Here is a 25,086-nt window from a genome sequence, read left to right on the forward strand (position 1 = left end):
ATTATGTCGCAGATTTTATGGGCGTACCCCCGCCATCACCTTTATCGACGCAGGATTCCGTCATGATTCGTATGCCTCTGGCAACCGCTAGTCTGTTGGCCATCGCTATCTCTCTCGCCGGTTGTGGCGAAGGCAAGGACAAGGCTGCCGCACCGGCTCCCGCGCCAGCCGCTGCTCCGGCGACGCCGGCTGCGACGCCTGCTGCTCCTGCTCCGGCAGCCGCCGCCCAGACTGACGACGCGGCGGCCAAGGCTGTGGTCGCGAACTACGCCAACATGGTGTCCGCCGTGTTCGACGATGCCGAGGCCGGCGCGAAAAAACTCAGCACGGCCGTCGACGCCTTCCTGGCCAAACCCAACGATGAAACCCTGAAAGCCGCCCGTGAGGCGTGGATCGCTGCGCGTGTGCCGTACATGCAGAGCGAAGTCTTCCGCTTCGGTAACACCATCATCGATGACTGGGAAGGACAGGTTAACGCCTGGCCCCTGGACGAAGGCCTGATCGACTATGTGGCCAAGGATTATCAACACGCACTGGGCAACCCGGGCGCCACTGCCAACATCATCGCCAACACCGAGATTCAGGTCGGCGAAGACAAGGTCGACGTAAAGGAAATCACCTCCGAAAAACTCGCCAGCCTGAACGAGCTGGGCGGTTCCGAGGCCAACGTCGCCACCGGCTACCACGCCATCGAATTCCTGCTCTGGGGTCAGGACCTGAACGGTACCGGCCCTGGCGCCGGCGCACGTCCGGCCAGCGATTACCTGGAGGGGGCTGGCGCAACCGGCGGCCACAATGATCGCCGCCGCGCCTACCTCAAGGCCGTCACCGACCTGCTGGTCAGCGACCTTGAAGAAATGTCCGGTAACTGGAAGGCCGGCGTGCCCGACAACTACCGCGCCACGCTGGAAGCCGAACCCGGCGAAAGCGGTCTGCGCAAAATGCTCTTCGGCATGGGCAGCCTGTCGCTGGGTGAACTGGCGGGCGAGCGCATGAAAGTCGCGCTGGAAGCCAACTCCAGCGAAGACGAACACGACTGCTTCAGCGATAACACGCACAACTCGCACTTCTACAACGGCAAGGGCATTCGCAACGTTTACCTGGGCGAGTACACCCGCACCGACGGCAGCAAGGTCAGTGGCCCGAGCCTTTCGTCTCTGGTCGCCAAGGCAGACCCGGCCACCGACGCCACCTTGCGCGCTGACCTGGACGACACTCAGGCCAAGTTGCAGGTCATCGTCGATCACGCGAACAAGGGCGAGCATTTCGACCAGTTGATTGCTGCCGGCAACACGGCTGGCAATCAGGTGGTGCGTGATGCAATCGCCGCGCTGGTCAAACAGACAGGCGCTATCGAGCAGGCGGCTGGCAAGCTGGGCATCACTGACCTGAACCCGGACAACGCCGATCACGAGTTCTGATCAACCGCGTTTGTTGCAGTAACCATCAATGCCGGTCAGTTCGCTGACCGGCATTTTTTGTGTCTGATTGACAGGCATCGTTTGCAACTGCCGTGCGCGTTGACCTGCGACATGGGCAGACTCTCGAGGCATCAGTACAACGTATCCGCAATACGCCCCGGCAACGCCTTGTCGTAGGCGTCACCGTCGATCTGCTCAGCCGAAACCGCCTTGAGGATCTGCCCGGCAGTGGGTAGCGCGCTGCGTTCGATGTGCTTCGCCGGGTCCCACAAACCGGACCTGATGGTCGCCCTGCTGCACTGGAAATACACGCTGGTCACTGAAATGCGCAGCACTGACCAGGGCAACTGGCCCTTCACTGCAAAACGCGAGAGCAACTCGGGCTCAACCGATATCTGAGCGGTTCCGTTGACGCGCAGGGTTTCACCCACGCCGGGTATGAGGAACAGCAGCGCAACGCGCGGATCGTTGACGATGTTGCGCAGCGTATCGATGCGGTTGTTGCCGCGTCGGTCCGGCAGATAAAGCGTCTTGCTGTCCTCGATATGCACCAGGCCCGCCTGATCGCCACGTGGAGAAGCATCGAGCCCGTCAGGCCCGGCAGAGGCAAGCACGGCAAACGGTGCCTGCTCGATGAAAGGCCGGTAGACCTCATGAATGTGGTCAACTTCCTTGATGAGCGAAGGAGGTGCGATCGGGCCATAGATCGCTTCCAGTGCCTGGAGGGTGGTCACGAACGCGCTGTTGTCCGGGTTATTCATTGGATAATCTCTGCTGACCGTTGGTGTATGAATGCTGCCAGCGTCATGTGACTGATCGTGTGAAGCAGCCTGCGCAGCATAGGCAAAAACATCAGGACCCGACCAGCCTCAAAGATTCGTAACATCACATTGCACAACACGTCGCAAACGATAATCCCTCTTATTCAAACCGCACGAGGCTGATAAGCTTGCACGCCCCGATTTTTCGCCCCGTTGCAGGATGTTTATGAGTACGCGGCTCCGTCTATCACTTGCCTTGCTCACGACCCTGGTCCTGAGCGCATGCGATGACGCCCCGCGTTTCACGCATGCCGAGCCGGGAGAAGCCTTGTCGGGTGGCAGCGCCACCGTCAGGAAGAGCGACCAGAGCGCTTTCTCGATGCCCTCGGCCAACCTGGCCCCCGTGCGGCGGCTGGACTTCAGCGTCGGCAACAGCTTCTTCCGCAGCCCGTGGGTGATTGCGCCATCGACCACCACGGCTCGCGATGGGCTTGGCCCGCTGTTCAACACCAATGCCTGCCAGAACTGCCACATCAAGGACGGTCGCGGTCATCCGCCGGAGGCTGGCGACAGCAATGCCGTGTCCATGCTGGTCAGGCTGTCGATTCCCGATGACCCGGCCTATGCCGACCTTATAAAACGCAACGGCGTGCTGCCCGAACCGGTCTACGGCGGGCAATTGCAGGACATGTCGAACCCCGGCGTAACGCCCGAGGGCAAGGTGCGGGTCGAGTACGATGCGCTGACGGTCGAGTTTCGCGATGGCACGTCAGTCGAGCTGCGCCAGCCGACCCTCAGGATCACCCAGTTGGGCTATGGCCCCATGCACCCCGATACTCACATCTCGGCTCGCGTGGCCCCGCCGATGATCGGTCTGGGCTTGCTCGAGGCGATTGCCGATGACGCCATCCTTGCCAATGCCGACCCCGATGACAAGAACGCCGATGGCATCTCGGGACGTCCCAACTGGGTCTGGGACGATGCTCGGCAAAAAGTGGTGATGGGCCGGTTTGGCTGGAAAGCCGGCCAGCCGAATCTCAACCAGCAGAACGTGCACGCCTTTTCCGGCGACATGGGGCTGACCACCAGCCTGCGCCCTTTCGATGATTGCACGCCGGCCCAGACCGATTGCCTGGCTGCGCCCAATGGCAATGGCCCGGATGGCGAACCGGAAGTCAGCGACAACATCCTGCGCCTGGTGGAGTTCTACACCCGCAACCTGGCTGTTCCGGCGCGCCGCAAGGTCGACGACCCGCAGGTGCTGGCAGGCAAGAACCTGTTTTTCCAGGCGGGCTGCCAGCAATGCCACACCCCTTCTTTCAAAACCCGTAGCGACGCCGCCGAACCCGAGTTGGCCAATCAGGAAATTCGCCCGTACAGCGACCTGCTGTTGCACGACATGGGCGAAGGGCTGGCCGATAACCGTACCGAATTCCAGGCCAGCGGAAGTGAGTGGCGCACCCCGCCCTTGTGGGGGCTGGGCCTGACCGGCACCGTAAGCGGACACACGCAACTGTTGCATGACGGTCGCGCGCGCAATGTGCTTGAGGCGATACTGTGGCACGGCGGCGAAGCGCAAGCGGCGCAGCGCCAGGTTCTGGCTTTTGACGCCCAGCAACGTGAAGCGCTGTTGGCCTTCCTGAATTCGTTATGATTGCGCCCTTTGCAGAATCTTCCTGTTCAAACACCTTCCTTTAAGAAATAAGGAGCCGGACATGTTCCGACCCAAGTTGTTGCTGACCAGCCTTGCGGCGCTTGCCTTGGGTGCCTGCTCGCCATCCGACCCTCAGGCGGTGACGTCCGCAGCGATTGCCAAACAGGTCATCCTGCCGACCTACAGCCGCTGGGTAGAGGCTGATCGTCAGTTGGCAGCCAGCGCATTGGCGTTCTGCCAGGGCAAGACTGATCTGGCCAGCGCCCGCGCCGACTTTCTGAAAGCACAGAAGACCTGGGCCGAGTTGCAACCACTGTTGATCGGCCCTCTGGCCGAAGGCAATCGCGCCTGGCAAATACAGTTCTGGCCAGACAAGAAGAACCTGGTGGGCCGTCAGGTCGAGCAACTGGTGACTGCACAGCCGCAGATCACCGCTCAGGAACTGTCCAAGGCCAGTGTCGTGGTGCAGGGTTTGTCCGCCTACGAATACATCCTCTTCGACGCCGACATCGACATGGCCAATGCCGAGCAGAAAGCACGCTACTGCCCGCTGCTGATGGCCATCGGTGAACGCCAGAAACAACTGGCTGAAGAAATCCTCAACAGCTGGAACAGCACCGACGGCATGCTCGCGCAATTGAGCAAGTTCCCCAATCAGCGCTACGCCGACTCTCATGAAGCCATCGCCGAATTGCTGCGGGTTCAGGTCACCGCCCTCGACAGCCTGAAGAAAAAGCTCGGCACGCCACTGGGTCGTCAGAGCAAGGGGCAACCGCAGCCCTTCCAGGCAGATGCGTGGCGCAGCAAGTCGTCGCTCAGCAGCCTGGAAGCCAGCCTGATCAGCGCCGAGACGGTGTGGACCGGTGTCGACAACAAGGGCTTGCGCGGCCTGCTGCCCGCCGAGCAGAAACCGCTGGCCGACAAAATCGATGCCGCCTACGCTAACAGCCGCAAATTGCTGTCGGAGCTCAAGCCGCCACTGGCCGACCTGCTGGCCACGGATGCAGGACGCCAGCAACTCAATGCGTTTTACGACAGCCTGAACGCCGTGCACCGCCTGCACGAAGGCGAGCTGGCCAAGGCCCTCGGCATTCAGTTGGGCTTCAACGCCAACGACGGCGATTGATCAAGAGGTACATGTGATGTTGCGACGTCAGGCCATGGCGCTCGGCAGTCTTCTGCTCAGCGCCTGCACGCTGGGTGGCTGGACCCTGTTCAGGCAAAAGGACACACGCCCCTTGTTGCTTTCCGCTCGCGACGATGGCGACGGCAAGCACTACGCGGTGGGTTTCAAGCTCGACGGAACGCAGGTATTCGCCACCCGGGTGGGCCAGCGCTGCCACGACATCATCAATCATCCCGACCTGCCACTCGCAGTGTTTATCGCCCGTCGCCCAGGTACTGAAAGCTACCTGATCGACCTGCGCGATGGCCGCTTGCTGCAAACCATCGTTTCGCAGCCTGACCGCCACTTCTACGGCCATGCCGTGATTCATCGCGACGGCGAATGGCTGTATGCGACGGAAAACGACACCCGCGATCCAGGCCGCGGTTTATTGGGCGTCTACCGCTTCGTCGGCGAGCGACTGGTGCACTCGGCTGAAATTTCCACGCATGGCATCGGTCCGCATCAGGTCTCCTGGATGCCGGACGGTGAAACGCTGGTGGTCGCCAATGGTGGCATTCGCACCGAGGCGGAAAGCCGGGTAGAGATGAACCTCGATGCCATGCAACCCAGCCTGGTCATCATGCAGCGTGACGGTACGTTACTCAGCAAGGAAGCGCTTTCCCAGCAGATGAACAGCGTGCGCCACATGGGTATTGCCAGCGATGGCACCATCGTTGCGGGTCAGCAGTTCATGGGCGACAGCCACGAGTTGGCCGAACTGCTGGCCATCAAGCGTCCAGGCCAGCCATTCCAGGCGTTTCCGGTAGCAGAGGAGCAATTGCGCGCGATGGCCCACTACACCGCCAGCGTCGCAGTACACAGTGACCTGCGACTGGTGGCCCTGACGGCGCCACGCGGCAATCGCTTCTTCATCTGGGACCTGGACAGTGGCGCATTGAAACTGGATGCGCCGCTGCCGGACTGTGCGGGAGTGGGGGCTGTCGCCGACGGCTTTGTCGTGACCTCAGGCCAGGGACGCTGCCGCTTCTATGACTGTCGCAAGGCGCAACTGCTGGCTCGGCCATTGGACCTGCCAGCCGGGTTGTGGGACAACCATCTTCATCTGGCTCAGGTGGGTTAGGTACAGGGCCTGCAAGGGCTTCAGTTTTTGACCCCGGTGCCCTGCGCCAGGCTGTACATGAACAGCAACAGGTCGTGGTCCGGCTGCACGTTCACCAGATTCTTCGCCACGCGTGGCATCGGGCAATGGCCCTCGCCGTGCTGCGTGGTGAGGATGCGAGTAGACGGTTGTTCAAGCGCCGCCACGGCGACGGTGGCAACTGCCAGTGCACCGAAGATAAACAAACCTCTTGCCATTTCTAGCTTCATGACTCTAAACCTTTGATAGAGCTGCCAAACGCTGCCTGATAAAAGTAGATCAACTTCTGCCAGTCTGCAGCGCTGAATGACGAATGGCGTCGTAGCTGTTTCATATCATGCTGGGCTGCGCCTTGAGCGGTAAGGCGACGACGGCCCTTCTCGAGATCGAGCAAGGCGACCTCGACATTGGCGTCCGGCCCTTCCCCTGTCACGCGCACGAAAATGTGCTTGATGTACAGACAGCTGTGCTGCCAGCGCCCCAGGTGCATGCGCGCCAGCGTGGCTGCCACTTCCTTGAGCACCCGCTCATAGAACAGCTCGCCATGGCGCTCGCGCCCTCCGGCAGCCTGCCACTTTTCAATTTCCTCGAAGCCTTCCAGCGCCACGGTGACCAGCAATGCCCTCCAGGCGTTGTCCTCACCCCGTTCAGCACCGCAAAACACCACTTCGGGGACGACGACGCCAAGCTTGCGCAGGCCTTCAAGCGCCTCGCGCTCGCGCAGTACGGTGGGGCGGCCCAACGGGTGCAGCAGGCTGCGGTAGATATGACCTGTCTGACGCTTGGCATAAAGGGTCTGCCCATCGTCCATGACCAGCCGCTGCACACCACTTTCGCCACCGCGACGCACATTGGGTTCTTCAACCCATTCGCCACGCTGGCTCCAGAACTGATCGAACTCATTCTGGATCGGGTTCACAACTGGTTCTTTCACGGACTGCAAACCCATCTTTTTACCTTTTACGTAGGACATAGACTCGCCACATGGCGTACATGGGCAGGAAATCCATTCGGTTCTGGATGCGAAATCCTGCCTGCTCAAATTCGGTTTCTGCGGTAACAACAGGTAACACAAAACGATTCTGGTAACTTTCCCGCCCGGTTTTTTGCTGGCGCTTGTTCTCCAGGCGCGCACGCTTCCATGCCTTGAAATTGCCATCAACCCAGAGGGAGACGATCACGCTGTCACGGGTCACGCGCTGAAACTCGCGCAATAGAGCCATCCGGTCGCTGGACTGACCGACATGGTGCAACAAGCGCATGCAGAAAATGCTGTCTACTGCGTTATCCGGCAGGTCGATGGCAAAGGCAGATGTCTGCAAAGGTTGTACCCGTTTTACAACGTCTGCCGGCTGCGAGGCACAGGCGGTACTGAGCATGTCTGCGGAGTTATCGGCACCGATGATCGAGCGGTTCGGCTTCTCGGCCAACAATGGCCAGAAGCGTCCGGCACCACAAGGCAGGTCCAGCACCAGGCCCGGGTCTCCGGCCATGTGCAGCGCCTTTCTCGCCAACTGTTCATCGCGATGATGCGACAGCTTGCGCCAGATACCGTCCTGATGCTTTTCCAGGTACTGGCGGGCGTGTGTCTTGTCGTACTTTCGGGAAAACTCGAGTTCGATGCGATCGCTCATGAGAGCAGCTCCTGATGTTGATGGGGGCCAAACTAAAGGCACCGCCGTCACCGTCAGGTCATCTGAATGTGAAAAAAATGTTACCTTTTAACGTCAGGTGTTTCGAGATTTTACAGAGAGTTAGAGGCCGTGTGTGGCCAATCGACGAAGTGCAGTCAATTGGCCGCTACACAATGAGGCCGGTCTACTCGGGAGAAAGGTCAGGGTTTGATCACGTTGAGCGTTACCTTGAACCGGCAACCATGAGGTTCCATAGGGGTGAGATCGACGCTCCATCCCTGGTTGGTACAAATGCGCTGCACCAGTGACAGCCCGAGGCCCAGCCCCTCTCCGCGCTGCTCGTTGCCGCGTACGAAAGGCTCGAACATTGCCTCGCGCTTCTCCTCGGGAATGCCCACACCACTGTCCTCCACGGTGAAGCTTTCGGCGTGCAGGGTCAGCGCAATGAATCCGTGATCGGTGTAGTGAAGCGCGTTGCGCAGCAAGTTGCCCATCACGGCATGCAGGAAGGTCGCGTTGTAACGAATATCGGACAGCTGGTCATCGGCCGGTGGCGTGTAGGTCAACTGCAGCCCCTTGCTCTCTATCGGGTCACGCCACTGGGAGATCAATTGTTCGGCCACCCCGACCAGCGTGGCCTTGGGCGTCATGGCCGGGTCTTCGCGCTGGGTGCGAGCGAGCATCAGGAAGGTTTGTACCAGATCGCGCATTTCTTCGCAGGCACGGCCGATACGCTCGACCTGACGGCGGCCGCGCAAATCGAGCGCAGGGTTTTCCAGCAGCAGCTCACAAGAGCTGGCCAGCACCATCAATGGCGTACGCAGTTCATGGCTCACGTCGCTGGTGAACATGCGCTCGCGAATCAACGCCTGCCGCAAACGGCCCAATGTCGCATCGAAGGCCACCGCCAACTCGCCGACTTCGTCAGCGGCGTAGTCGGGCGCCAGTGGCGGTGCCAGTCCGAGCAACTGGTCACGGTGGCGAACCTGCCGGGCCAGACGCACCACAGGTGCCATGACCCGGCGCGCCAGCACCCAACCCAGAAACACCGCCAGCGCCAGGGCCAGAACGAAACCGACCAGCACTACGGCGAACAGCACCCGCTCACGCTCTTCAAAATCGCTCTGATCCTGCAACAGGGCGTAATGCCGGCCATCCACCACCTCGATCATGGCGTGGTATGACAACGGCCCACGGAACACCTCATGGAAACCTGGCTCAAGGTGACGAATATCCTTGGGCAGGTCGAAGTCGCCCGGACCATTGGTGAAATAGAACAACTGGTCGGGCTTGGGCCGGTGGCTCCAGTCGCTGACGCTGTCCATCAGCATCAGACGGTTGAGGTCACCACCGAGTCCGGCGGAAATCAGCTTTTCTTCGACCAGGTGGACGGTGGAGATGATCCCGATGGCGAACGACCCGGCGACCAGTGCACTCATCAATGCGAAGGCAATGATGATCCGTTGCGCAAGACTCTGTTTAAACTCCATCCCGGCCCTCGGCCAAGCGATAGCCCACGCCATGCACGGTCTGCAACAGCGGTTTGCCAAACGGTTTGTCGATCACCTGACGCAACTGGTGCACATGGCTGCGCAGGCTGTCGCTGTCCGGGCAGTCATCGCCCCACAGCGCTTCTTCGAGAATCTCACGACGCAGCACGTGCGGGCTTTTCTGCATCAGGACGGCGAGCAGCTTGAGCCCGACCGGGTTGAGCTTGAGCATGCGCCCCTCACGCGTGACCTCGAGGGTGTCGAGGTCATAGACCAGATCGGCCACCTGCAAGGTACGCCGCCCGCCGCCTTGGGCACGACGCAATACCGCTTCGATCCGCGCGGCCAGTTCAGACAGGGCAAACGGCTTGAGCAGGTAGTCGTCAGCACCGGAGCGGAAACCCTGCAGACGGTCGTCCAGTTGATCGCGGGCGGTCAGCATGATGACCGGCGTGTCGCGCCGGGCATCTTCGCGCAGACGCTTGCACAAGGTGTAGCCGTCGATACCGGGCAGCATGATGTCGAGGACGATCAGGTCGTAGTGCTCGGTGGCTGCCAGATGCAGTCCTGAGAGGCCATCCTGGGCGCAATCGACGGTATAGCCTTTCATGCCCAGGTAATCGGCCATGTTCGCCAGGATGTCGCGGTTGTCTTCAACCAGAAGAATTCGCATAAAGCACTCTCATATGCAGTTTGGGCTGGCGCAGCTTAAGACGAAGTGGGCGTGAGGGCCAGCGCCGAAATGGCATGACGTTTTTTTCACCTATGATTCATAAGGCTCATGACACACTTTGAGACGAACCGTCGCACACAATAATCGCGGCATGCCCTTCAAAGATCTGGATTCGATATGTCGAAAACCGTCGCCCCACCCTACTCCCGTTCGATCAACCCGTGGATTTACCTGGGTATTCCTGTCGCCGTGGCGCTGATCCTCATGCTGCTTGAACTGACTTCGCTGGACATGGACATCGCCAAACTGGCCTTCGATCCGGTCAGCGGACAGTTCATCGGCAGGCACAGTTATTTTCTCGAAGACGTTCTCCACGACCGCGCCAAACAACTGGTCATGGTATTCGGCGCGGTGGCCACGATCGGCTTTGCGGCATCCTTCAAGGTAGAGCGCCTGATCCCGTGGCGCAGAGAGCTGGGTTGCCTGGTGCTGTCCATGGCGCTTTCAACCGCCTTCGTTACCCCGGTGAAAGTGGTGACGTCAGTGCAATGCCCCTGGAGCCTGAAGGAATTCGGTGGTCAGGAAACCTACAGCGAACTGCTGAGCCCACGCCCTGCGACCGATAAACCGGGACGCTGCTGGCCGGGCGGTCATGCGGCGACCGGCTTTACCCTGTTCGCGCTGTTCTTCGCCCTTCGCGACCGCCGTCCACGGATGGCGAAAATGGGCCTGGCTCTGGCGTTTGGCTTGGGAACGGTGTTCTCTGTCGGGCGGATGCTGCAAGGTGCGCACTTCTTTTCCCATAACATCTGGACGGCGGTGTTCTGCTGGCTGATCTGTCTGGGGGTTTATTATTTCGTGCTTTACCGCCCCGAACCCAAGGGTCTCGAGAACAGCAAGGTACAACCGACGCATTGATTGATCCGGCACACAAAGACCATAAAAAAACCCCGCACAAGGCGGGGTTCTTTATGGGTGTAACGCTGGGGGTAAAGCTGACTTACATCATGCCGCCCATACCACCCATGCCGCCCATGTCCGGCATGCCGCCGCCTGCTGGCTTGTCTTCAGGCACGTCAGCGATCATCGCTTCGGTGGTGATCATCAAGCTGGCGATGGAGGACGCCGCCTGCAGAGCAGAGCGCGTCACTTTGGCCGGGTCAAGGATACCCATTTCGATCATGTCGCCGTATTCGCCGGAAGCAGCGTTGTAACCGTAGTTACCCGAACCCTGCTTGACCTTGTCGACAACAACACTTGGCTCGTCACCGGAGTTGGCAACGATCTGGCGCAGAGGCGCTTCGACTGCACGACGCAGCAGAGCGATACCGACGTCCTGATCAGCGTTGTCGCCTTTCAGACCTTCGATAGCCTGCAGCGAGCGAACCAGTGCCACGCCACCGCCAGGTACCACGCCTTCTTCAACGGCTGCGCGGGTTGCGTGCAGGGCGTCTTCAACGCGGGCTTTCTTCTCTTTCATCTCGACTTCGGAACCGGCACCGACCTTGATCACTGCAACGCCGCCAGACAGCTTGGCCAGACGCTCTTGCAGTTTTTCCTTGTCGTAGTCCGAGCTGGTGTCACCGATTTGCTGGCGGATCTGGGAGATACGCGAGTCGATATCGGTTTTCACGCCAGCACCATCGATGATGGTGGTGTTTTCTTTGTTCAGGATGACGCGCTTGGCATTACCCAGGTGTTCCAGGGTAGTGGTTTCCAGGCTCAGGCCGATCTCTTCGGAGATAACGGTACCGCCAGTCAGAACAGCGATGTCCTGCAGCATGGCCTTGCGACGATCGCCGAAACCTGGAGCCTTGACGGCTGCAACTTTCACGATACCGCGCATGTTGTTGACTACCAGAGTCGCCAGCGCTTCGCCTTCAACGTCTTCGGCAACGATCAGCAGAGGACGGCCAGCCTTGGCGACTGCTTCCAGAACCGGCAGCATTTCGCGAATGTTGGAGATCTTCTTGTCGACCAGCAACAGCAGCGGGCTGTCCAGCTCGGCAACCATGGTGTCCGGCTTGTTGATGAAGTAAGGGGACAGGTAACCACGGTCAAACTGCATGCCTTCTACAACAGACAGCTCGTTTTCCAGGCCGGAACCTTCTTCAACGGTGATAACGCCGTCTTTGGTCACTTTTTCCATGGCTTCGGCAATGATGTCGCCGATGGAGTGATCAGAGTTGGCCGAGATGGTGCCGACCTGGGCGATTGCCTTGGTGTCGGTGCATGGCTTGGACAGCTTCTTCAGCTCGGCAACAATGGCGATGGTCGCCTTGTCGATGCCGCGCTTGAGGTCCATCGGGTTCATGCCGGCAGCGACAGCCTTCAGGCCTTCGTTGACGATGGCCTGAGCCAGAACGGTAGCGGTAGTGGTACCGTCGCCTGCATCATCGTTGGCACGGGACGCAACGTCTTTGACCAGCTGCGCGCCCATGTTTTCGAAACGGTCTTTAAGCTCGATTTCCTTGGCAACCGAAACACCGTCTTTGGTGATCAGCGGAGCGCCAAAGCTTTTCTCGATGATAACGTTGCGGCCTTTAGGGCCCAGGGTCGCTTTAACTGCGTCAGCCAGGACGTTCACACCGGCGAGCATTTTTTTGCGGCCAGAATCGCCGAATTTAACTTCTTTAGCAGCCATGATCATTATTCCTTGAATACTTAGTAGTAACGGAAGTCAGCGGGAGCACTCAGCCTTCGACGACAGCAAGAATCTCGTTCTCGCTCATCACCAGCAGGTCTTCGCCGTCTACTTTCACTGTGTTGCTGCCGGAATAAGGGCCGAACACAACCTTGTCACCCACTTTCACAGCCAGCGCACGTACTTCGCCGTTGTCCAGCACGCGGCCGGTACCCACAGCAACGATCTCGCCGCGGTTAGGCTTTTCAGCAGCCGAACCTGGCAGAACGATACCGCCGGCAGTTTTCGTTTCTTCTTCACTGCGACGGATGACGACGCGGTCATGCAGAGGACGAAGCTTCATTGTCGATCTCCTGATTATGTTTGTTTGATCGTCCGGTGAGTGCACCGGCCGGTTTAAATCCGGACTTGCCGGTTACGGTTCGACGCGCGAACCGCAGAATACGGTCTGGCCTTCAGGCCAGAAACCTTGCGGTGACCCATACATAAGGGCGAGCAAAGTGATTACAAGTCTTGGATAGAAATTTTTTACACCCGAACCGGCTGGTCAAAACGAACGCGGCACCCTGAGGTGCCGCGCTGCCGGGGGGTGTGGAAGATTACTTGTCGCGATGCTCGAACTCGCCTTCGATGACGTCGGGCTCGCGGGTAGGCTGGTGAATCGCCGTCGGGCGATGACTGGACGTTCCCTGATTGGCAGGCGTCTGCAAATCATCGGCGAAGGCCCGCTGACGCATGGCCTGATCCTCGGCGCGCTGGCGGACCTTGTTGATCAGCAGACGACGGGTGATCGGCAGCAGGCAGATCACACCCAGAATGTCGCTGATGAAACCGGGCAACAGCAGCAGGCCGCCGCCCACGGCAACCATCAGGCCTTCGAGCATTTCCTGCGCAGGCAGCTCGCCACGCGCCAGGCTTTCGCGTGCACGCAGCGCCGTCGCAAAACCGGCCACGCGCATCACGAACAAGCCGAGCATCGACGTCGCGACGACCAGCAGAAAAGTCCAGAGAAAGCCGATGGACATCCCGACACGAACCAGCAGAAACAGCTCAAGTACCGGGAACAATAGAAACAGCAGCAAAAAAACACGCATCAAATGAGTTCCTCAAGGGAAGAATGCCTTCCGAGTAGACCGTATGTGATGTCAGAAGGTCGTTAATTCAAGCTCCCTGCATCTGGCTTACTACTAAATTATGCGCACAAGTGAGCTGAACCAGGCCTTCACAAACGTGTATCGGTGTATTTCAGGGCTGGCGGCCCACCCGAGACGAACGCGCAAAAACAGCCTATAACGTGCTCTGGCTATGGCATAAGCACTCGCAACCCGCCAGTGATGCCATGGAAACGATCAACTGTGATTGGGCACGCATATGGAATTGAAAGACAAGCTGATAATCATCACCGGCGGCTGCCAGGGGTTGGGCAGAGCCATGGCCGAATACCTGGCCGGCAAAGGCGCCAACCTGGCGCTATTGGACCTCAATCAGGAGAAACTCGATCAGGCTGTCGCCGCCTGTGAGGCACTCGGGGTCAAGGCTCGCGCTTATCTGTGCAATGTCGCCAATGAAGAACAGGTCGTCGACACGGTCAGCAAGGTCGCCGAGGATTTCGGCGCCATTCATGGCCTGGTCAACAACGCTGGCATTCTGCGTGACGGCCTGCTGGTCAAGGTCAAGGATGGCGAGATGACCAAACTGAGCCTTGCGCAATGGCAGGCGGTGATTGACGTCAACCTGACCGGCGTATTCCTTTGCACTCGTGAAGTGGCGGCGAAAATGATCGAGCAGAAGAGTCAGGGCGCGATCATCAATATCTCGTCGATTTCACGTGCGGGCAATATCGGACAGACCAACTACTCGGCAGCCAAGGCCGGTGTGGCGGCTGCGACGGTTACCTGGGCAAGGGAACTGGCCCGCTACGGCATTCGTGTGGCAGGTGTGGCGCCGGGGTTTATTGAAACCGAAATGACCGGCAGCATGCGCCCCGAAGCCCTCGAGAAGATGACCTCGGCGATCCCGCTCAAGCGCATGGGCAGGCCGGACGAGATTGCACACTCGGTGGCCTATATTCTGGAGAATGATTATTTCAGCGGACGCATCCTTGAGCTGGATGGCGCGATGCGAATCTAGTCAGCCCGTAAAAGCAGCAGGCGACGCACAGGGTGTGCGTCGCCTGCCCTTCGCTTACCAGCTTACGCCGAAGCCAGCGGTATAGCGTGTCTTGTCGACATCGCCATTGCTCGAACCACTGATGACGTTCTTCTCGGCTTTCAGGTTAAGCGACGCCCAGTCGGTCACCTTGTAGCGCAGCCCCGCTTCGACATCCAGCGAGTAGTCGGCGACGGCGCTCAGCGGCTTGCCCAGCTCGCCGTTGGTGAAGAATTCGACCTTCTTGCCAATCAGGTAGCGGTTGTAATCCCAGGTGCCGGCAACGGAATAGAAGTTTTCCTTCTCGTCGTTGGAGAACTCGAAATCGGTACGGTTAAGCAGCGCACCAACCTTGAATGCACCCAGTTCGTCATCCCACAGCTGGTAACCCGGACCGGTACCGACTACGCGCTGACGAGACAGATCCTCGACCTTGTCGCGTTTGTAGCTGACGCGACCGTCCCAGAAGAATTTCTCGGTCAGGAAGCGGTCCAGCGAGTACTCGGCGCTCCAGTTGTCGGTGCCGACCACGTCGTCGGTGGTCTCGCGGTTGTAATCGCCCTTGGCGTTGTGACGCCAGTCGCCATGGCGAGCCGAGGTCTTGAAGGCGACGTTGTAATCATTGGTATCGTTTTCGGCCTGCTGGAAATCCAGCGCCGCATCGATGTTGCCTTTCCAGACAAGATCAGTGATAACCGGCTTGGGCTTGATGATCTGATGGATACTTGCCAGATCGACGGTCTTGGGTGCATCGCCATTGGCCAGCACGACCTTGCCGTCATCCGCAGCCTGCAGCGAATTGGAGACTTCGCCGCCATGCTCATCCTGCTTGACCAGCAATGGCTGATCGCTTTTCAGGGTCTTGACCTGCTTCCAGTCCAGCGCGATAGCGCCCCCGTATTCGGTCTGCAGCAGCAACTTGCCGCCGTCGAACACTTTGATTGTGCCGGTCAGGCGGTCGCCATTCTTCAACCAGACGGTATCGGCAAGCAATGGAGTGGAAACAGCGGTGATTGCAAGGCACAACAGGGTTCTGGACAACATAAGCGATAACTAGGCTCTGTAAGGCGGGAATCGGGCATTTTCCTGCGGGGAGGTGTCGGGGCGATCCATGTACCACCAAGCACGGTGGTAACAGACAGCCCGGACCATCGAAAGTTCAGCGAACGACAATCAATAGCGTTTTATACAGGATTATCGCGTGACAGATCCGGACTTAACATTACCTTACCCAGCGGGACAATCGCCAAACGAGGCGCGACGCACCGCCCTTTACCTGACGATGGCGCAGATACCCGAAGGCAAAGTGGTCGCCTACGGGCAACTTGCCGAACTAGCAGGCCTGGGCCGAGCGGCACGCTGGGTGGGGCGTACCTTGAGCCAGTTGCCGGACGGTTCTTCCCTGCCGTGGCACCGGGTTCTGGGGGCTGGCGGTCGGCTCAGTCTGCCGCCTGGCAGCGTTTCCGGTGACGAACAACGGGCACGTTTACGCGCCGAGGGCGTGACCATTGTGAATAATCGGGTTGATATGCAGCGCCATGGCTGGCGTCCCCTATAGCACAGCGGTTAGAGTGCGCCCTTTGTTTTCGTAACCTGAGGCAGATTCCAGCCCATGCCCCGTAAAACCTGGCGCGCCGCGCTCGCCGCATATGCCAGCCCGTCGACATTAGTATTACTGCTGCTCGGATTCGCTGCGGGCATGCCCTATATGCTGGTCTTTTCGACATTGTCCGTGTGGTTGCGCGAAGCCGGTGTCGCGCGCGAGACCATCGGCTATGCGAGCCTGATCGGCCTTGCCTATGCCTTTAAATGGGTCTGGTCGCCATTGCTCGACCAATGGCGTCTGCCTCTGCTCGGCAAGCTGGGACGTCGTCGCTCCTGGCTGGTGCTGTCCCAGAGCCTGGTGATTCTGGGCCTGATCGGCATGGGCTTCTGCGACCCGCAAAAGCATCTCTCGTGGCTGATCGCGATTGCCGTGGTGGTCGCCTTCTCGTCCGCCACGCAAGACATCGCCATTGATGCCTATCGCCTGGAAATTGCCCAGGACACCCAACAGGCTGCCCTGGCCGCCAGCTATATGTCCGGCTACCGGGTCGCTGCACTGCTGGCGACTGCGGGTGCGCTGTATTTCGCCGAGGGCTTCGGCTCTACAGGCTTTGCCTACAAGCATTCGGCGTGGACCGGCACTTATGTGCTGTTCGGACTGCTGATGCTGCCCGCCCTGGTCACCACACTGATCATGCGCGAGCCGCCGGTGCCGCTGCGCACCCAGCTGTCGGCAGCGCGCTATGGCTTTACGCACCAGCTGGCCTCGGTGTTCGTGCTGATTGTGCTGCTGGTCTCCGTACCGGCGATGTTTACCCAGCTTTACAATACCGACTTCGCCAGCGTGCTGTTCAACGGCACCAGCTGGATGGACCTGTTGCTGGAAGACCGGGCGTTTTTACGCGCGATTCTCTACACGCTCCTGACCATCGCCTGCCTGTCCTCAATGGGTCGTCGCGGACTGGCACCGGTTCTCACCCCGATCAACGATTTCATCATGCGCTACCGCTGGCAGGCGCTGCTGTTACTGGGCCTGATCGCGACCTACCGGATGTCCGACACGGTGATGGGGGTCATGGCCAACGTGTTCTACATCGACCAGGGCTTTACCAAGGACCAGATCGCCAGCGTCAGCAAAATCTTCGGCCTGATCATGACCCTGCTGGGGGCCGGTATCGGCGGGCTGCTGATTGTGCGCTTCGGCATCATGCCGATCCTGTTCATCGGCGGACTGGCCTCGGCTTCGACCAATATCCTGTTCCTGTTGCTGGCGGACATGGGCCCGAACGTGAAGATGCTGATCGTCACCATCTCGCTGGACAACCTCAGCTCCGGGCTGGCGACATCAGCGTTCGTCGCCTACCTGTCGAGCCTCACCAACCTGAAATTCTCTGCCACGCAATATGCCTTGCTCAGCTCCATCATGCTGCTGCTACCGCGCCTGCTGGGCGGCTATTCCGGTGTGGTGGTGGAAAAGTACGGCTACCACAACTTCTTCCTGATCACCGCGCTGCTGGGCATTCCGACGCTGGTGATGATCATCCTGCAATGGAACCGAGAGATACTCACGGCGAAGACCGAGCCGCCTCAAGAGGCTTCCGTTATCGACAAGCCCTGATCTCTGGCTACCTCATCAAGGAACAACATTGGACACCGAAAACAAAGCACGCGCTTTCAACCCCGTTCCCCTGATCCTTATCAGCCTGGGGATCTGGCTGCCGATCATCGGCACCCTGCTGAGCTCCTACCTGTCACAGGATCCCGCGACCCCTTCCGGGCCAATGGCCTTCGGTGGCGCGGTGGTTCTGCTCGCACAGGTGGAGATCTTCGCCATCATCTTTCTGCTGGTTTATGCGTTCGCCGTAAAACCGTGGAGACTCTCCACAACCCTACGTACGGTGTTCTCGATCAACGCAGTCGCCGCCGTCGTCGCGGCAATCGGCATTATCGTTACGCTGGCCAATATAAGCCTGCAGTAATCGCCGACTAAAAAAGCCCTGACGCTCAAGCGCCAGGGCTTTTTTCATATCGCGCACCCTCCCCTTAAAGTCTTTCCTCTTGGCGTCTCTCATTACGCCGTAAGAAACGCACTACAGCTTCTTGTGAATTGGCCGACGATATCGTTAGCCATTCCTCACTTTCTCACCGCGCCATCAATAGTAATGTCGCTCGGTGACGGACCCTTGCAATTTAAATGTGTGCCCCCGGAAAGAAGTCTATAGACTCACGCACCTCTCTATATCAGCACTCTCGCCCGGAACGAGCGGCTGGCGTTATATAACGGAGCAACAATGTTAAAGGATCTAACGGCGCTGTTTGCGCCACAAAACCGTCGCCTGATCAAGCTGACGACCGTTGCCCGTGACGAACAGGAACTCCTGCTGGAACGTTTTTCCGGCACTGAAAGCCTGTCCGAGCTGTTCAGTTTCGAGTTGTCGATGATCAGCCGCGATGCCGGCCTGGAGCTCAAATCGCAGATCGGCCAGCCTGCACAGCTGGCAATAGAGCTGGCCACCGGCGAGTCGCGCTTCATCAATGGCTATATCAGCACCTTCAGCCTGGAAGGCAGCGACGGCGGTCTGGCACGTTACAGCGCCACACTGAGCCCCTGGCTGTGGATGCTCTCGCGGCGCGTCGACTCGCGCATATTTCAGGAACAGACCATCGAAGCCGTTATCCGAACGGTATTTGCGGCCTATGGTGCGTTGCCCGATTTCGAGTTTCAACTCAGCCAGCCACTCAAGACGCACAGTTACATCACCCAGTACCGCGAAAGCGATCTGACCTTTGTATTGCGCTTGCTGGAACACGAAGGGCTATTCTTCTATTTCGATCACAATCAGGAAAAGCACACGCTGATCATTCTTGATCACTCGCGTGACCTCTCGCCCCTGCCGCAACAGCCGAGCATTCGTTATCACAGTGCATCCGTTACCGAGACAGCGGATTCGATTACCGAATGGCGCAGCCATCGACGCCTGCAGTCGGGGCGCATGTCCATTCAGACTTTCGATTACAAGCAGCCGCGCAATTCGCTGCCGGTGGGCATGCCGAGCCTCAATGAGCAGGGCAACGTCGATTCGTATGAAGTGTATGACGTGCTCGATCACTACAGCCATGGCACCTTCAATGACGGTGAACGCCTGGTACGTCAGCGTCTGGAGGCCATTGAGGTTCAGGGCAAGACATTCACCGGCAACAGTAACTGCCGCGCCATGTACCCTGGCCACACCTTTGAACTGACTCAGCATTTTGATCATGACCGCGGCTCTGCTGAAGATCGCAGTTTTCTGCTGATAACGGTCAAGCATGAGGGCAGCAACAATTACCTGTCGGACGAAGGCGCGGGCTACACAAACGAGTTCGTGTGCATTCGCCACAAGATTCCCTACCGTCATCCGATCACCGTCCCGCGCCCAAGCATTAACGGCCCGCTGAGCGCCATCGTGGTCGGGCCGGAAGGTGAGGAAGTGTTCACTGATGAGCTGGCGCGGATACAGGTCAGGTTCCATTGGCAGCGCGGCGACAGCCTGCCGCAAGGCACCACCTGGTTAAGGGTGGCGATGCCCAGTGCCGGTAGCGGCTTCGGGCATCAGTTCATGCCACGCATCGGCCAGGAAGTGTTGGTGACGTTTCTGGCAGGCGATATCGACCGGCCTCTGGTGACGTCGGTGCTCTATAACAACATTAATCTGCCGCCACGCTTCAGCAAGGCCTCGGGGCTGCCCGGCAACCGCACGCTGTCGGGGATCCGCACCCAGGAACACAAAGGCAGCGGCTTCAACGAACTGCTGTTCGATGACACGCCGGGCTCACTGCGCGCACGCATGGGCACGACCCATCAGGCAACCGCCCTCAACCTGGGCAAACTGACCGACCCGCGCACTGACGGCACCGCCCAGCCACGCGGCAACGGCGCAGAACTGCGCACCGATGCCGCCATCGCCCTGCGTGCCGCGCAAGGCATGTTGCTGACCACCTATGCGCGTACCGACGCAAAAGGCTCACAGCTGGATCGCGAAGAGCTGCTCAAACTGCTGGCCGAGTGCGGCGAGCTGTTCAAGTCCCTTGGCGAAACCGCAGCCGCGCGCGGCGGTCAGGCGGTGGATGTCAAAGGTATAGAAGCCTTGCGCCAGTCGCTCGATCAATGGCCCGCGCCGGACAATAACGGCCTGGGCGACCCGGTACTGGCCATGACCGCCGCTGCCGGCATCGCCAGCGCCACACCACGCTCGCAGGTTCACTACGCCGGTGAAAATCACGACACCACTGCGCAGGACAACCTGCAATTGACCAGCGGCGCGGCCATGCACCTGCAAGCGGGCAAAGGGCTGTCAGCTTTCGCCCAGGACGCAGGCATCAGCGCCATCGCCAACCGCGGCAAGGTGCTGGTGCAAGCGCAGGAAGACGACATCGCCCTCAATGCCCAGAAAAACCTGCACCTCTCGGCCGTCGAAGGCGAAGTGGTCATCACCGCGCCGACCATCCGCCTGGTCGCCGATGACGGCAGTTACATCAAGATTGGCGGCGGCGTCGAGATCGGCTCACAGGGCAAAGTCACCGTGCACGCCAGCGAACACGACTGGATCGGCCCCAAGACCGACAACGCTGCGATCCCCTCTTTCGGCCGCGACCCCGCCGCCCAGCAGGTCACCTTCCACTACCCCGGCCACAGCGAACAAAGCCCGCGGGCAGCAGCGGATCACTCGTATGAAATCAAACTGGAAGATGGCAGCCTGGTGAAAGGAATGACGAACGCAGACGGACTGACCGAGCGCGTGGAACGCGAAATGATGCATCAGGCGCAAGTATCGGCACTGCGCAGCGGCACACCGAAAGGAGGTGCACAATGAATGGCGCCGATGAATACGCCGTTGCCCAAGGCAACACACGCCTGATCCCCAACCTCAACACCACCTGCAAAATGGAAGTGCCCGGCGATTTGCCAGGCGTAGTGATTTTTCTGCACGGTGTGAATGACCCGGGGGCTTCTTATGAGCCGGTGGAGACCGGTTTGTGTCAGGGGGTGAATGAGCGGCTGGATCGGCCGGATCTGGTGGCGGGGCGGTATGGGGCTGAGTACGCGATGGTAAAAAAGCTCCCAGCTGAAGATGTGCAAGACGATCAGAAAGATATTCTGGACGATCCCGACACCTATCTTTATCAACGCGACACCAAGGATCCGAAAACCCGTAGCCTGATGATTCCCTTCTACTGGGGCTATCGTGCCGAGCCTGGAGAGGTGAAACGGGATAAAAACGACGACCCAACCAAGCTTCGCGACCAGTATCAGGACGTGCGCGGCAATCGTCTGGACAGGCACTTTGGCAAAGGTGGCGGTTTTTTTGCCAACGCCACCAACAACCTGTTGCAGATGTACGACAAGGGTTTGGATAAAAACCTGATTCACAAGGCGGTGCAGGCAAGGCTACCCAATACGCTGTACATGGGCGAAGGCCCGCATCGCCGTTATTTCGTTCTGGCGGCTACCCGGCTGGCCATGCTGGTACGAGAGATACGCCGTGTATCCCCGGACGAAACCATCACCATCATGGGCCACAGCCAAGGCACCTTGATCACGTTGCTGGCGCAAGCCTTGCTGGTGGATGAAGGGCAGCGATGCGCGGACACGCTGATCATGGTGGACTCGCCTTACAGCCTGTTTCCCAATGTCACGCCCAAAGGCCACGACACGCTGTCCACGCTGACGCGTATTGTCACTGAAGTCACTCATGCCCCTCATACCCAGCCGCCGCTGTCGGACCTGCGTAACACTGCAACCTATTGTGGACGAAGCGGCCCGCAATGGAGCCCGGCACAGGGCATACGCAAGGACAAGATCGGTAATCTGGCGATCTTTCCGGAGCGCGATAATCGCGGCAAGGTGTACTTGTATTTCTGCCCGGACGACACCACCGTTGCTCTGGATGACGTCAAGGGCATCGGCACGTATGGCGTTTGGGATACGCTGGGCAAGAAGAGCGGCCGGCAACCCATGAATGAATTGCAGCCATTGCGTTTCTACCAGCGCATGTGGACCAAGCGCCATCGTGACAACGCTCCGGTACTGGTCGGAAAACCGGCAGGCCATGAGCTGCTGCGTGCGGACAATGAGCCACGCTACCCTGGAGGCTGGACAGTGGCAGGTGTCATCTCGCAAGCCCCGGTAGAGATGGGCCAGTTGTGCCTGATAAATGCCGAACCCTTGAGCCCTCCACATGAGCCACAGATGTTTGGTGGTGAGTTTGAATCAGGCACTGCCACCAAAGCAGGCCTAGACAAGCCCGATGATGTGAGCATCAACGCCGCACTGGGCAATCCTAGCGCCAAGTTCAACTGGATTAATATCAGGACCTATTCAGGCCGGATAGATCTGGAGCAAGAGCGCGACCGCTGGAATAAAGGCAAAGCATCCGGTGATCAAACCAGTGCCATGCAAAGTCGGCGACTGACCGGAGAAGGCGCCCCCAAACCCTCGGACAGATACGCTCTGGAGCGAGAAGAGACCTCCAATGAAATTCGTGCAAGGCTGGCCGAGACTCCGGAGTTGGACCCGAACAGCTATCACTCGGCGGTGTTGCGCAGCCCGGAAAATCAGCGCTGGGTCACGGCGATGGACATTGCGATTGGGCAGGCGAAATGCCTGGACGATCCTGAGATGCGTGAGGTGTTGGTGGCGATTGCGAATTGGAGGATGGATGAAGAGCAGTTCACTAAAGTCACGGAGCTGGCAGGCTGGAATAAATTAAGTGATGAAGCTCAAGAGCTTGTTAGGGCCTGTTACCTTTACTACGACAAAGGTAAATTTCCATCTAAAAGCCTGATATCGCTGACCCCGCCTTCGCTCGTAATAGGCTCCTCGAAAAGGGAGCAACATAATGAGAGATAATCAGCCGAGCACGTCACTTCGACCGGGACTCAAACGTTATTTATGGATAACGACAACACTACTGGCATTCTGGATAGGCTTCGTCTTGCTTGTCTACGTCAAAGCACAGGAAAACAACATGGAAATTCGTGAAATAGGTTCAGTTACCCGCTGGGGTGTAGTAGCTATTCTAGGCACCATACTATTGACTTATAGCGGTCACTGGTGGGGCAAGGCTGTTGCTCATGAAAAAGCTGAACTGGCGGTTTATAAAACCAACGTGATAGCACAAGTCTCAGAGCAAAAGGCAACGCAAAAACGAACCTACGCATTGGAAATTCGAGGGGTGGGAATCGCAGTAGGTGGGTGGCATCAATCATCCGTATGGCGAAAAGTTCAAGAAAAGAAAAATAATTTTATTTCGATATACTCTCAGAACCCTAAGGACTATACCGACTCTTTGCTCTCCCGAGAGAATACCCAAAAAATTAACACCCGCGCTGCATTCAAACACTCTGCTGGGGAGTCAGTCGCGTATTGGCCAATACCCACTTTTGCGCTGGGACCTTCAAATCCATATGACAAACCCTACCGAGCCGCAGGCTTGATTAACTCTGGACGTAACAAAGCCACCTTGGGTGTTACTCAACTACTTTGGCAAGATGACGAAAGCACCACCCATGCACAAGCCATGATCGAAAGGCTTTATCAGTTTCTTGACGATAACCCGCAGGTTCCCGAAGCGTTAATTGCGAGTAGAGACGGTGATGTAACACGAGACGTTTATCGCAAACGCGGTACACCCGGCCTCCAAAACGCTCAAGTCGTACCGACTGTTTTCGAAAGCATGACTGGACTCTTGGTCACCCGTTCGGATCGCGTAGATCGCTTTATCAGACCCTACGCGGTCAATGAGGCAGAAGACAACCAAAACAAAAATACTGACTTGGGCAAGCTCTGGGCATTCTACTGGGATCGCGACAACGCGTTCATAGACTGGTACGAAAATGCCGAGAAAGCCAAAGGAGTCAAAGATCCATTAGCCCCCGGCACCATGTCCACCGCCTACTGGCAAGCTCAACTCCCCACCCTCTGGAAAACCATCAGCAACCGTGGCCCCGGCAACTTCGAGCCCTCCCCCTGGCTGCCTATCCGTTGGGGTCAGCATCAGGTCAAGGAGTTCGATGCTGCGCCGGTACTCGGCTATCTGCACCGCCCGATCAAGGCGCCCATGCAGGATGAAAACGGCAAGCGCCTGAAACCGGCCTTGCAAGCCAAAGCGCTGCAAGCCGCCTGGGTGCAGGCGCTGGATACCTTGCCAGATGGTCAGAAACCTGTGCGGGTGTTCTACGACAGCACCAACAACCCGGAAGCCGAAATTGCCCTGAACAACGCCCTGCACGACCTGAACAAGGACGGCCACGGTCTTGAACTGGGCAATGTCGAAGAGGGCTACGACATCGGTCGTCGTCTGGGCAATACCGGGGTCAGTGGTGCGCTGGTCGAGATCAATCTGGCGACCATCGCCAGTTACAAGGATGGCGGCGTCAGCGCCGTGGTCTACGCCGGCACAGATGGCAGCCTGACCGTACAAATGGTCCGTCCGCCCGATGACGCCCGTAAAGCGAAGAACAGCCAGAACCGCGGCGCAGATCCGTTCACCTTCGGCTCGCCAACCGGCGGGGCACCTGCAGAGTGAGTTATCCGGTCTGCCTGGGCGACTCCACCAGCAGTGGTGGCCGAGTGGTGTCCTGCCAACTGGCAGGCACCCACACCCTCAACGGCAAGCCTCCGGCCGTGCTGGGCGACAAAGCCACCTGCCCGCTTCACTCTGGTGAATTCGCTTTTATTGAAGGCCACCCCACCCGGAAGCTGAACGGTATCCCGGTGGTCCTGCACGGCCATCGACTGGCGTGCGGCTGTCAGGGTGTGGCCAGCCATGCCATGAATGTGCGAGTGGTTTAGGGGTTTTATTTGTGAT

Annotated in this window: 23 protein-coding genes; 13 read left to right on the forward strand and 10 right to left on the reverse strand. The window is 58.8% G+C overall.

Annotation, left to right across the window (positions count from 1 at the left end; genetic code table 11):
* Window positions 1-62: 62 nt before the first annotated feature.
* Window positions 63-1,421: an imelysin family protein gene (locus AC54XV_RS21370; RefSeq protein ID WP_054092421.1), complete on the forward strand. Its 1,359-nt coding sequence runs from the start codon at window positions 63-65 to the stop codon at window positions 1,419-1,421.
* Between the two features lie 131 nt (window positions 1,422-1,552).
* Here the strand turns inward: AC54XV_RS21370 and AC54XV_RS21375 are convergent, their stop codons facing one another.
* Window positions 1,553-2,182, reverse strand: a complete 630-nt coding sequence (locus AC54XV_RS21375) for a pyridoxamine 5'-phosphate oxidase family protein (protein ID WP_058398636.1) — start codon at window positions 2,180-2,182, stop codon at window positions 1,553-1,555.
* Window positions 2,183-2,408: 226 nt separating this feature from the next.
* On the opposite strand from AC54XV_RS21375, the gene AC54XV_RS21380 reads away from it, so the two are divergent.
* From AC54XV_RS21380 to AC54XV_RS21390, 3 genes are all read left to right on the forward strand, one after another.
* Window positions 2,409-3,836, forward strand: a complete 1,428-nt coding sequence (locus AC54XV_RS21380) for a di-heme oxidoreductase family protein (RefSeq protein WP_058398635.1) — start codon at window positions 2,409-2,411, stop codon at window positions 3,834-3,836.
* 61 nt (window positions 3,837-3,897) lie between these two features.
* Window positions 3,898-4,962: an imelysin family protein gene (locus tag AC54XV_RS21385; protein WP_024659791.1), complete on the forward strand. Its 1,065-nt coding sequence runs from the start codon at window positions 3,898-3,900 to the stop codon at window positions 4,960-4,962.
* A 16-nt stretch (window positions 4,963-4,978) separates the two neighbouring features.
* Window positions 4,979-6,085 (forward strand): DUF1513 domain-containing protein, encoded by a 1,107-nt coding sequence (locus AC54XV_RS21390; protein ID WP_032654374.1) that lies wholly within the window; start codon window positions 4,979-4,981, stop codon window positions 6,083-6,085.
* 20 nt (window positions 6,086-6,105) lie between these two features.
* Here AC54XV_RS21390 and AC54XV_RS21395 read toward each other — a convergent pair whose 3' ends face one another.
* The 5 genes from AC54XV_RS21395 to colR all read right to left on the reverse strand — a co-directional run bounded on the left by AC54XV_RS21395 (window position 6,106) and on the right by colR (window position 9,900).
* Window positions 6,106-6,333 (reverse strand): hypothetical protein, encoded by a 228-nt coding sequence (locus AC54XV_RS21395; RefSeq protein WP_011268826.1) that lies wholly within the window; start codon window positions 6,331-6,333, stop codon window positions 6,106-6,108.
* Window positions 6,330-7,052, reverse strand: a complete 723-nt coding sequence (locus AC54XV_RS21400; protein ID WP_003405954.1) for a lipopolysaccharide kinase InaA family protein — start codon at window positions 7,050-7,052, stop codon at window positions 6,330-6,332. Before AC54XV_RS21400 ends, AC54XV_RS21395 begins: the two co-directional genes overlap by 4 nt.
* A gap of 4 nt (window positions 7,053-7,056) precedes the next feature.
* A complete protein-coding gene (locus AC54XV_RS21405; RefSeq protein WP_003405955.1) occupies window positions 7,057-7,737 on the reverse strand; it encodes a class I SAM-dependent methyltransferase in 681 nt (226 codons plus the stop codon).
* Between the two features lie 200 nt (window positions 7,738-7,937).
* Complete coding sequence (locus AC54XV_RS21410) at window positions 7,938-9,227, reverse strand: sensor histidine kinase (protein WP_003413322.1); 1,290 nt, start codon at window positions 9,225-9,227, stop codon at window positions 7,938-7,940.
* On the reverse strand, window positions 9,217-9,900 hold the full coding sequence (gene colR, locus AC54XV_RS21415; RefSeq protein ID WP_002555020.1) for a two-component system response regulator ColR: 684 nt from the start codon (window positions 9,898-9,900) through the stop codon (window positions 9,217-9,219). Before colR ends, AC54XV_RS21410 begins: the two co-directional genes overlap by 11 nt.
* A 177-nt stretch (window positions 9,901-10,077) precedes the next feature.
* On the opposite strand from colR, the gene AC54XV_RS21420 reads away from it, so the two are divergent.
* Window positions 10,078-10,818: a phosphatase PAP2 family protein gene (locus AC54XV_RS21420; protein WP_057458315.1), complete on the forward strand. Its 741-nt coding sequence runs from the start codon at window positions 10,078-10,080 to the stop codon at window positions 10,816-10,818.
* Between the two features lie 82 nt (window positions 10,819-10,900).
* Here AC54XV_RS21420 and groL read toward each other — a convergent pair whose 3' ends face one another.
* The 3 genes from groL to AC54XV_RS21435 form a co-directional block, all read right to left on the reverse strand.
* Window positions 10,901-12,544, reverse strand: coding sequence for a chaperonin GroEL (groL, locus tag AC54XV_RS21425; RefSeq protein WP_010439729.1), 1,644 nt, complete (start codon window positions 12,542-12,544; stop codon window positions 10,901-10,903).
* 49 nt (window positions 12,545-12,593) lie between these two features.
* Window positions 12,594-12,887, reverse strand: coding sequence for a co-chaperone GroES (locus AC54XV_RS21430; protein WP_003304675.1), 294 nt, complete (start codon window positions 12,885-12,887; stop codon window positions 12,594-12,596).
* 256 nt (window positions 12,888-13,143) lie between these two features.
* Window positions 13,144-13,638 (reverse strand): FxsA family protein, encoded by a 495-nt coding sequence (locus AC54XV_RS21435; protein WP_003405962.1) that lies wholly within the window; start codon window positions 13,636-13,638, stop codon window positions 13,144-13,146.
* A 277-nt stretch (window positions 13,639-13,915) separates the two neighbouring features.
* Here AC54XV_RS21435 and AC54XV_RS21440 point away from each other — a divergent pair, with 277 nt between their 5' ends.
* A complete protein-coding gene (locus AC54XV_RS21440) occupies window positions 13,916-14,674 on the forward strand; it encodes an SDR family oxidoreductase (RefSeq protein ID WP_003413327.1) in 759 nt (252 codons plus the stop codon).
* 54 nt (window positions 14,675-14,728) lie between these two features.
* Here AC54XV_RS21440 and AC54XV_RS21445 read toward each other — a convergent pair whose 3' ends face one another.
* Window positions 14,729-15,736 carry a DUF481 domain-containing protein gene (locus tag AC54XV_RS21445; RefSeq protein ID WP_003424454.1) on the reverse strand — a complete coding sequence of 336 codons (1,008 nt, stop codon included), beginning with the start codon at window positions 15,734-15,736 and terminating at the stop codon, window positions 14,729-14,731.
* Window positions 15,737-15,893: 157 nt separating this feature from the next.
* Here AC54XV_RS21445 and AC54XV_RS21450 point away from each other — a divergent pair, with 157 nt between their 5' ends.
* The 7 genes from AC54XV_RS21450 to AC54XV_RS21480 all read left to right on the forward strand — a co-directional run bounded on the left by AC54XV_RS21450 (window position 15,894) and on the right by AC54XV_RS21480 (window position 25,070).
* Window positions 15,894-16,250 (forward strand): MGMT family protein, encoded by a 357-nt coding sequence (locus AC54XV_RS21450; protein WP_011268830.1) that lies wholly within the window; start codon window positions 15,894-15,896, stop codon window positions 16,248-16,250.
* 54 nt (window positions 16,251-16,304) lie between these two features.
* The gene (locus AC54XV_RS21455; RefSeq protein ID WP_058398634.1) at window positions 16,305-17,855 is read left to right on the forward strand and encodes an AmpG family muropeptide MFS transporter; all 1,551 of its coding nucleotides are present in this window, start codon (window positions 16,305-16,307) and stop codon (window positions 17,853-17,855) included.
* A 28-nt stretch (window positions 17,856-17,883) separates the two neighbouring features.
* Window positions 17,884-18,216: a hypothetical protein gene (locus AC54XV_RS21460; RefSeq protein WP_004416217.1), complete on the forward strand. Its 333-nt coding sequence runs from the start codon at window positions 17,884-17,886 to the stop codon at window positions 18,214-18,216.
* 312 nt (window positions 18,217-18,528) lie between these two features.
* On the forward strand, window positions 18,529-21,090 hold the full coding sequence (locus AC54XV_RS21465) for a type VI secretion system Vgr family protein (protein ID WP_058398633.1): 2,562 nt from the start codon (window positions 18,529-18,531) through the stop codon (window positions 21,088-21,090).
* Window positions 21,087-23,126, forward strand: a complete 2,040-nt coding sequence (locus AC54XV_RS21470) for a T6SS effector phospholipase Tle3 domain-containing protein (protein ID WP_058398632.1) — start codon at window positions 21,087-21,089, stop codon at window positions 23,124-23,126. Before AC54XV_RS21465 ends, AC54XV_RS21470 begins: the two co-directional genes overlap by 4 nt.
* Window positions 23,116-24,804: a type VI lipase adapter Tla3 domain-containing protein gene (locus tag AC54XV_RS21475; protein ID WP_496717216.1), complete on the forward strand. Its 1,689-nt coding sequence runs from the start codon at window positions 23,116-23,118 to the stop codon at window positions 24,802-24,804. Before AC54XV_RS21470 ends, AC54XV_RS21475 begins: the two co-directional genes overlap by 11 nt.
* The gene (locus AC54XV_RS21480; RefSeq protein WP_024638340.1) at window positions 24,801-25,070 is read left to right on the forward strand and encodes a PAAR domain-containing protein; all 270 of its coding nucleotides are present in this window, start codon (window positions 24,801-24,803) and stop codon (window positions 25,068-25,070) included. Before AC54XV_RS21475 ends, AC54XV_RS21480 begins: the two co-directional genes overlap by 4 nt.
* The last annotated feature ends 16 nt before the right edge of the window (window positions 25,071-25,086 follow it).

It is taken from the genome of Pseudomonas fragariae (ex Marin et al. 2024), from assembly GCF_059621105.1.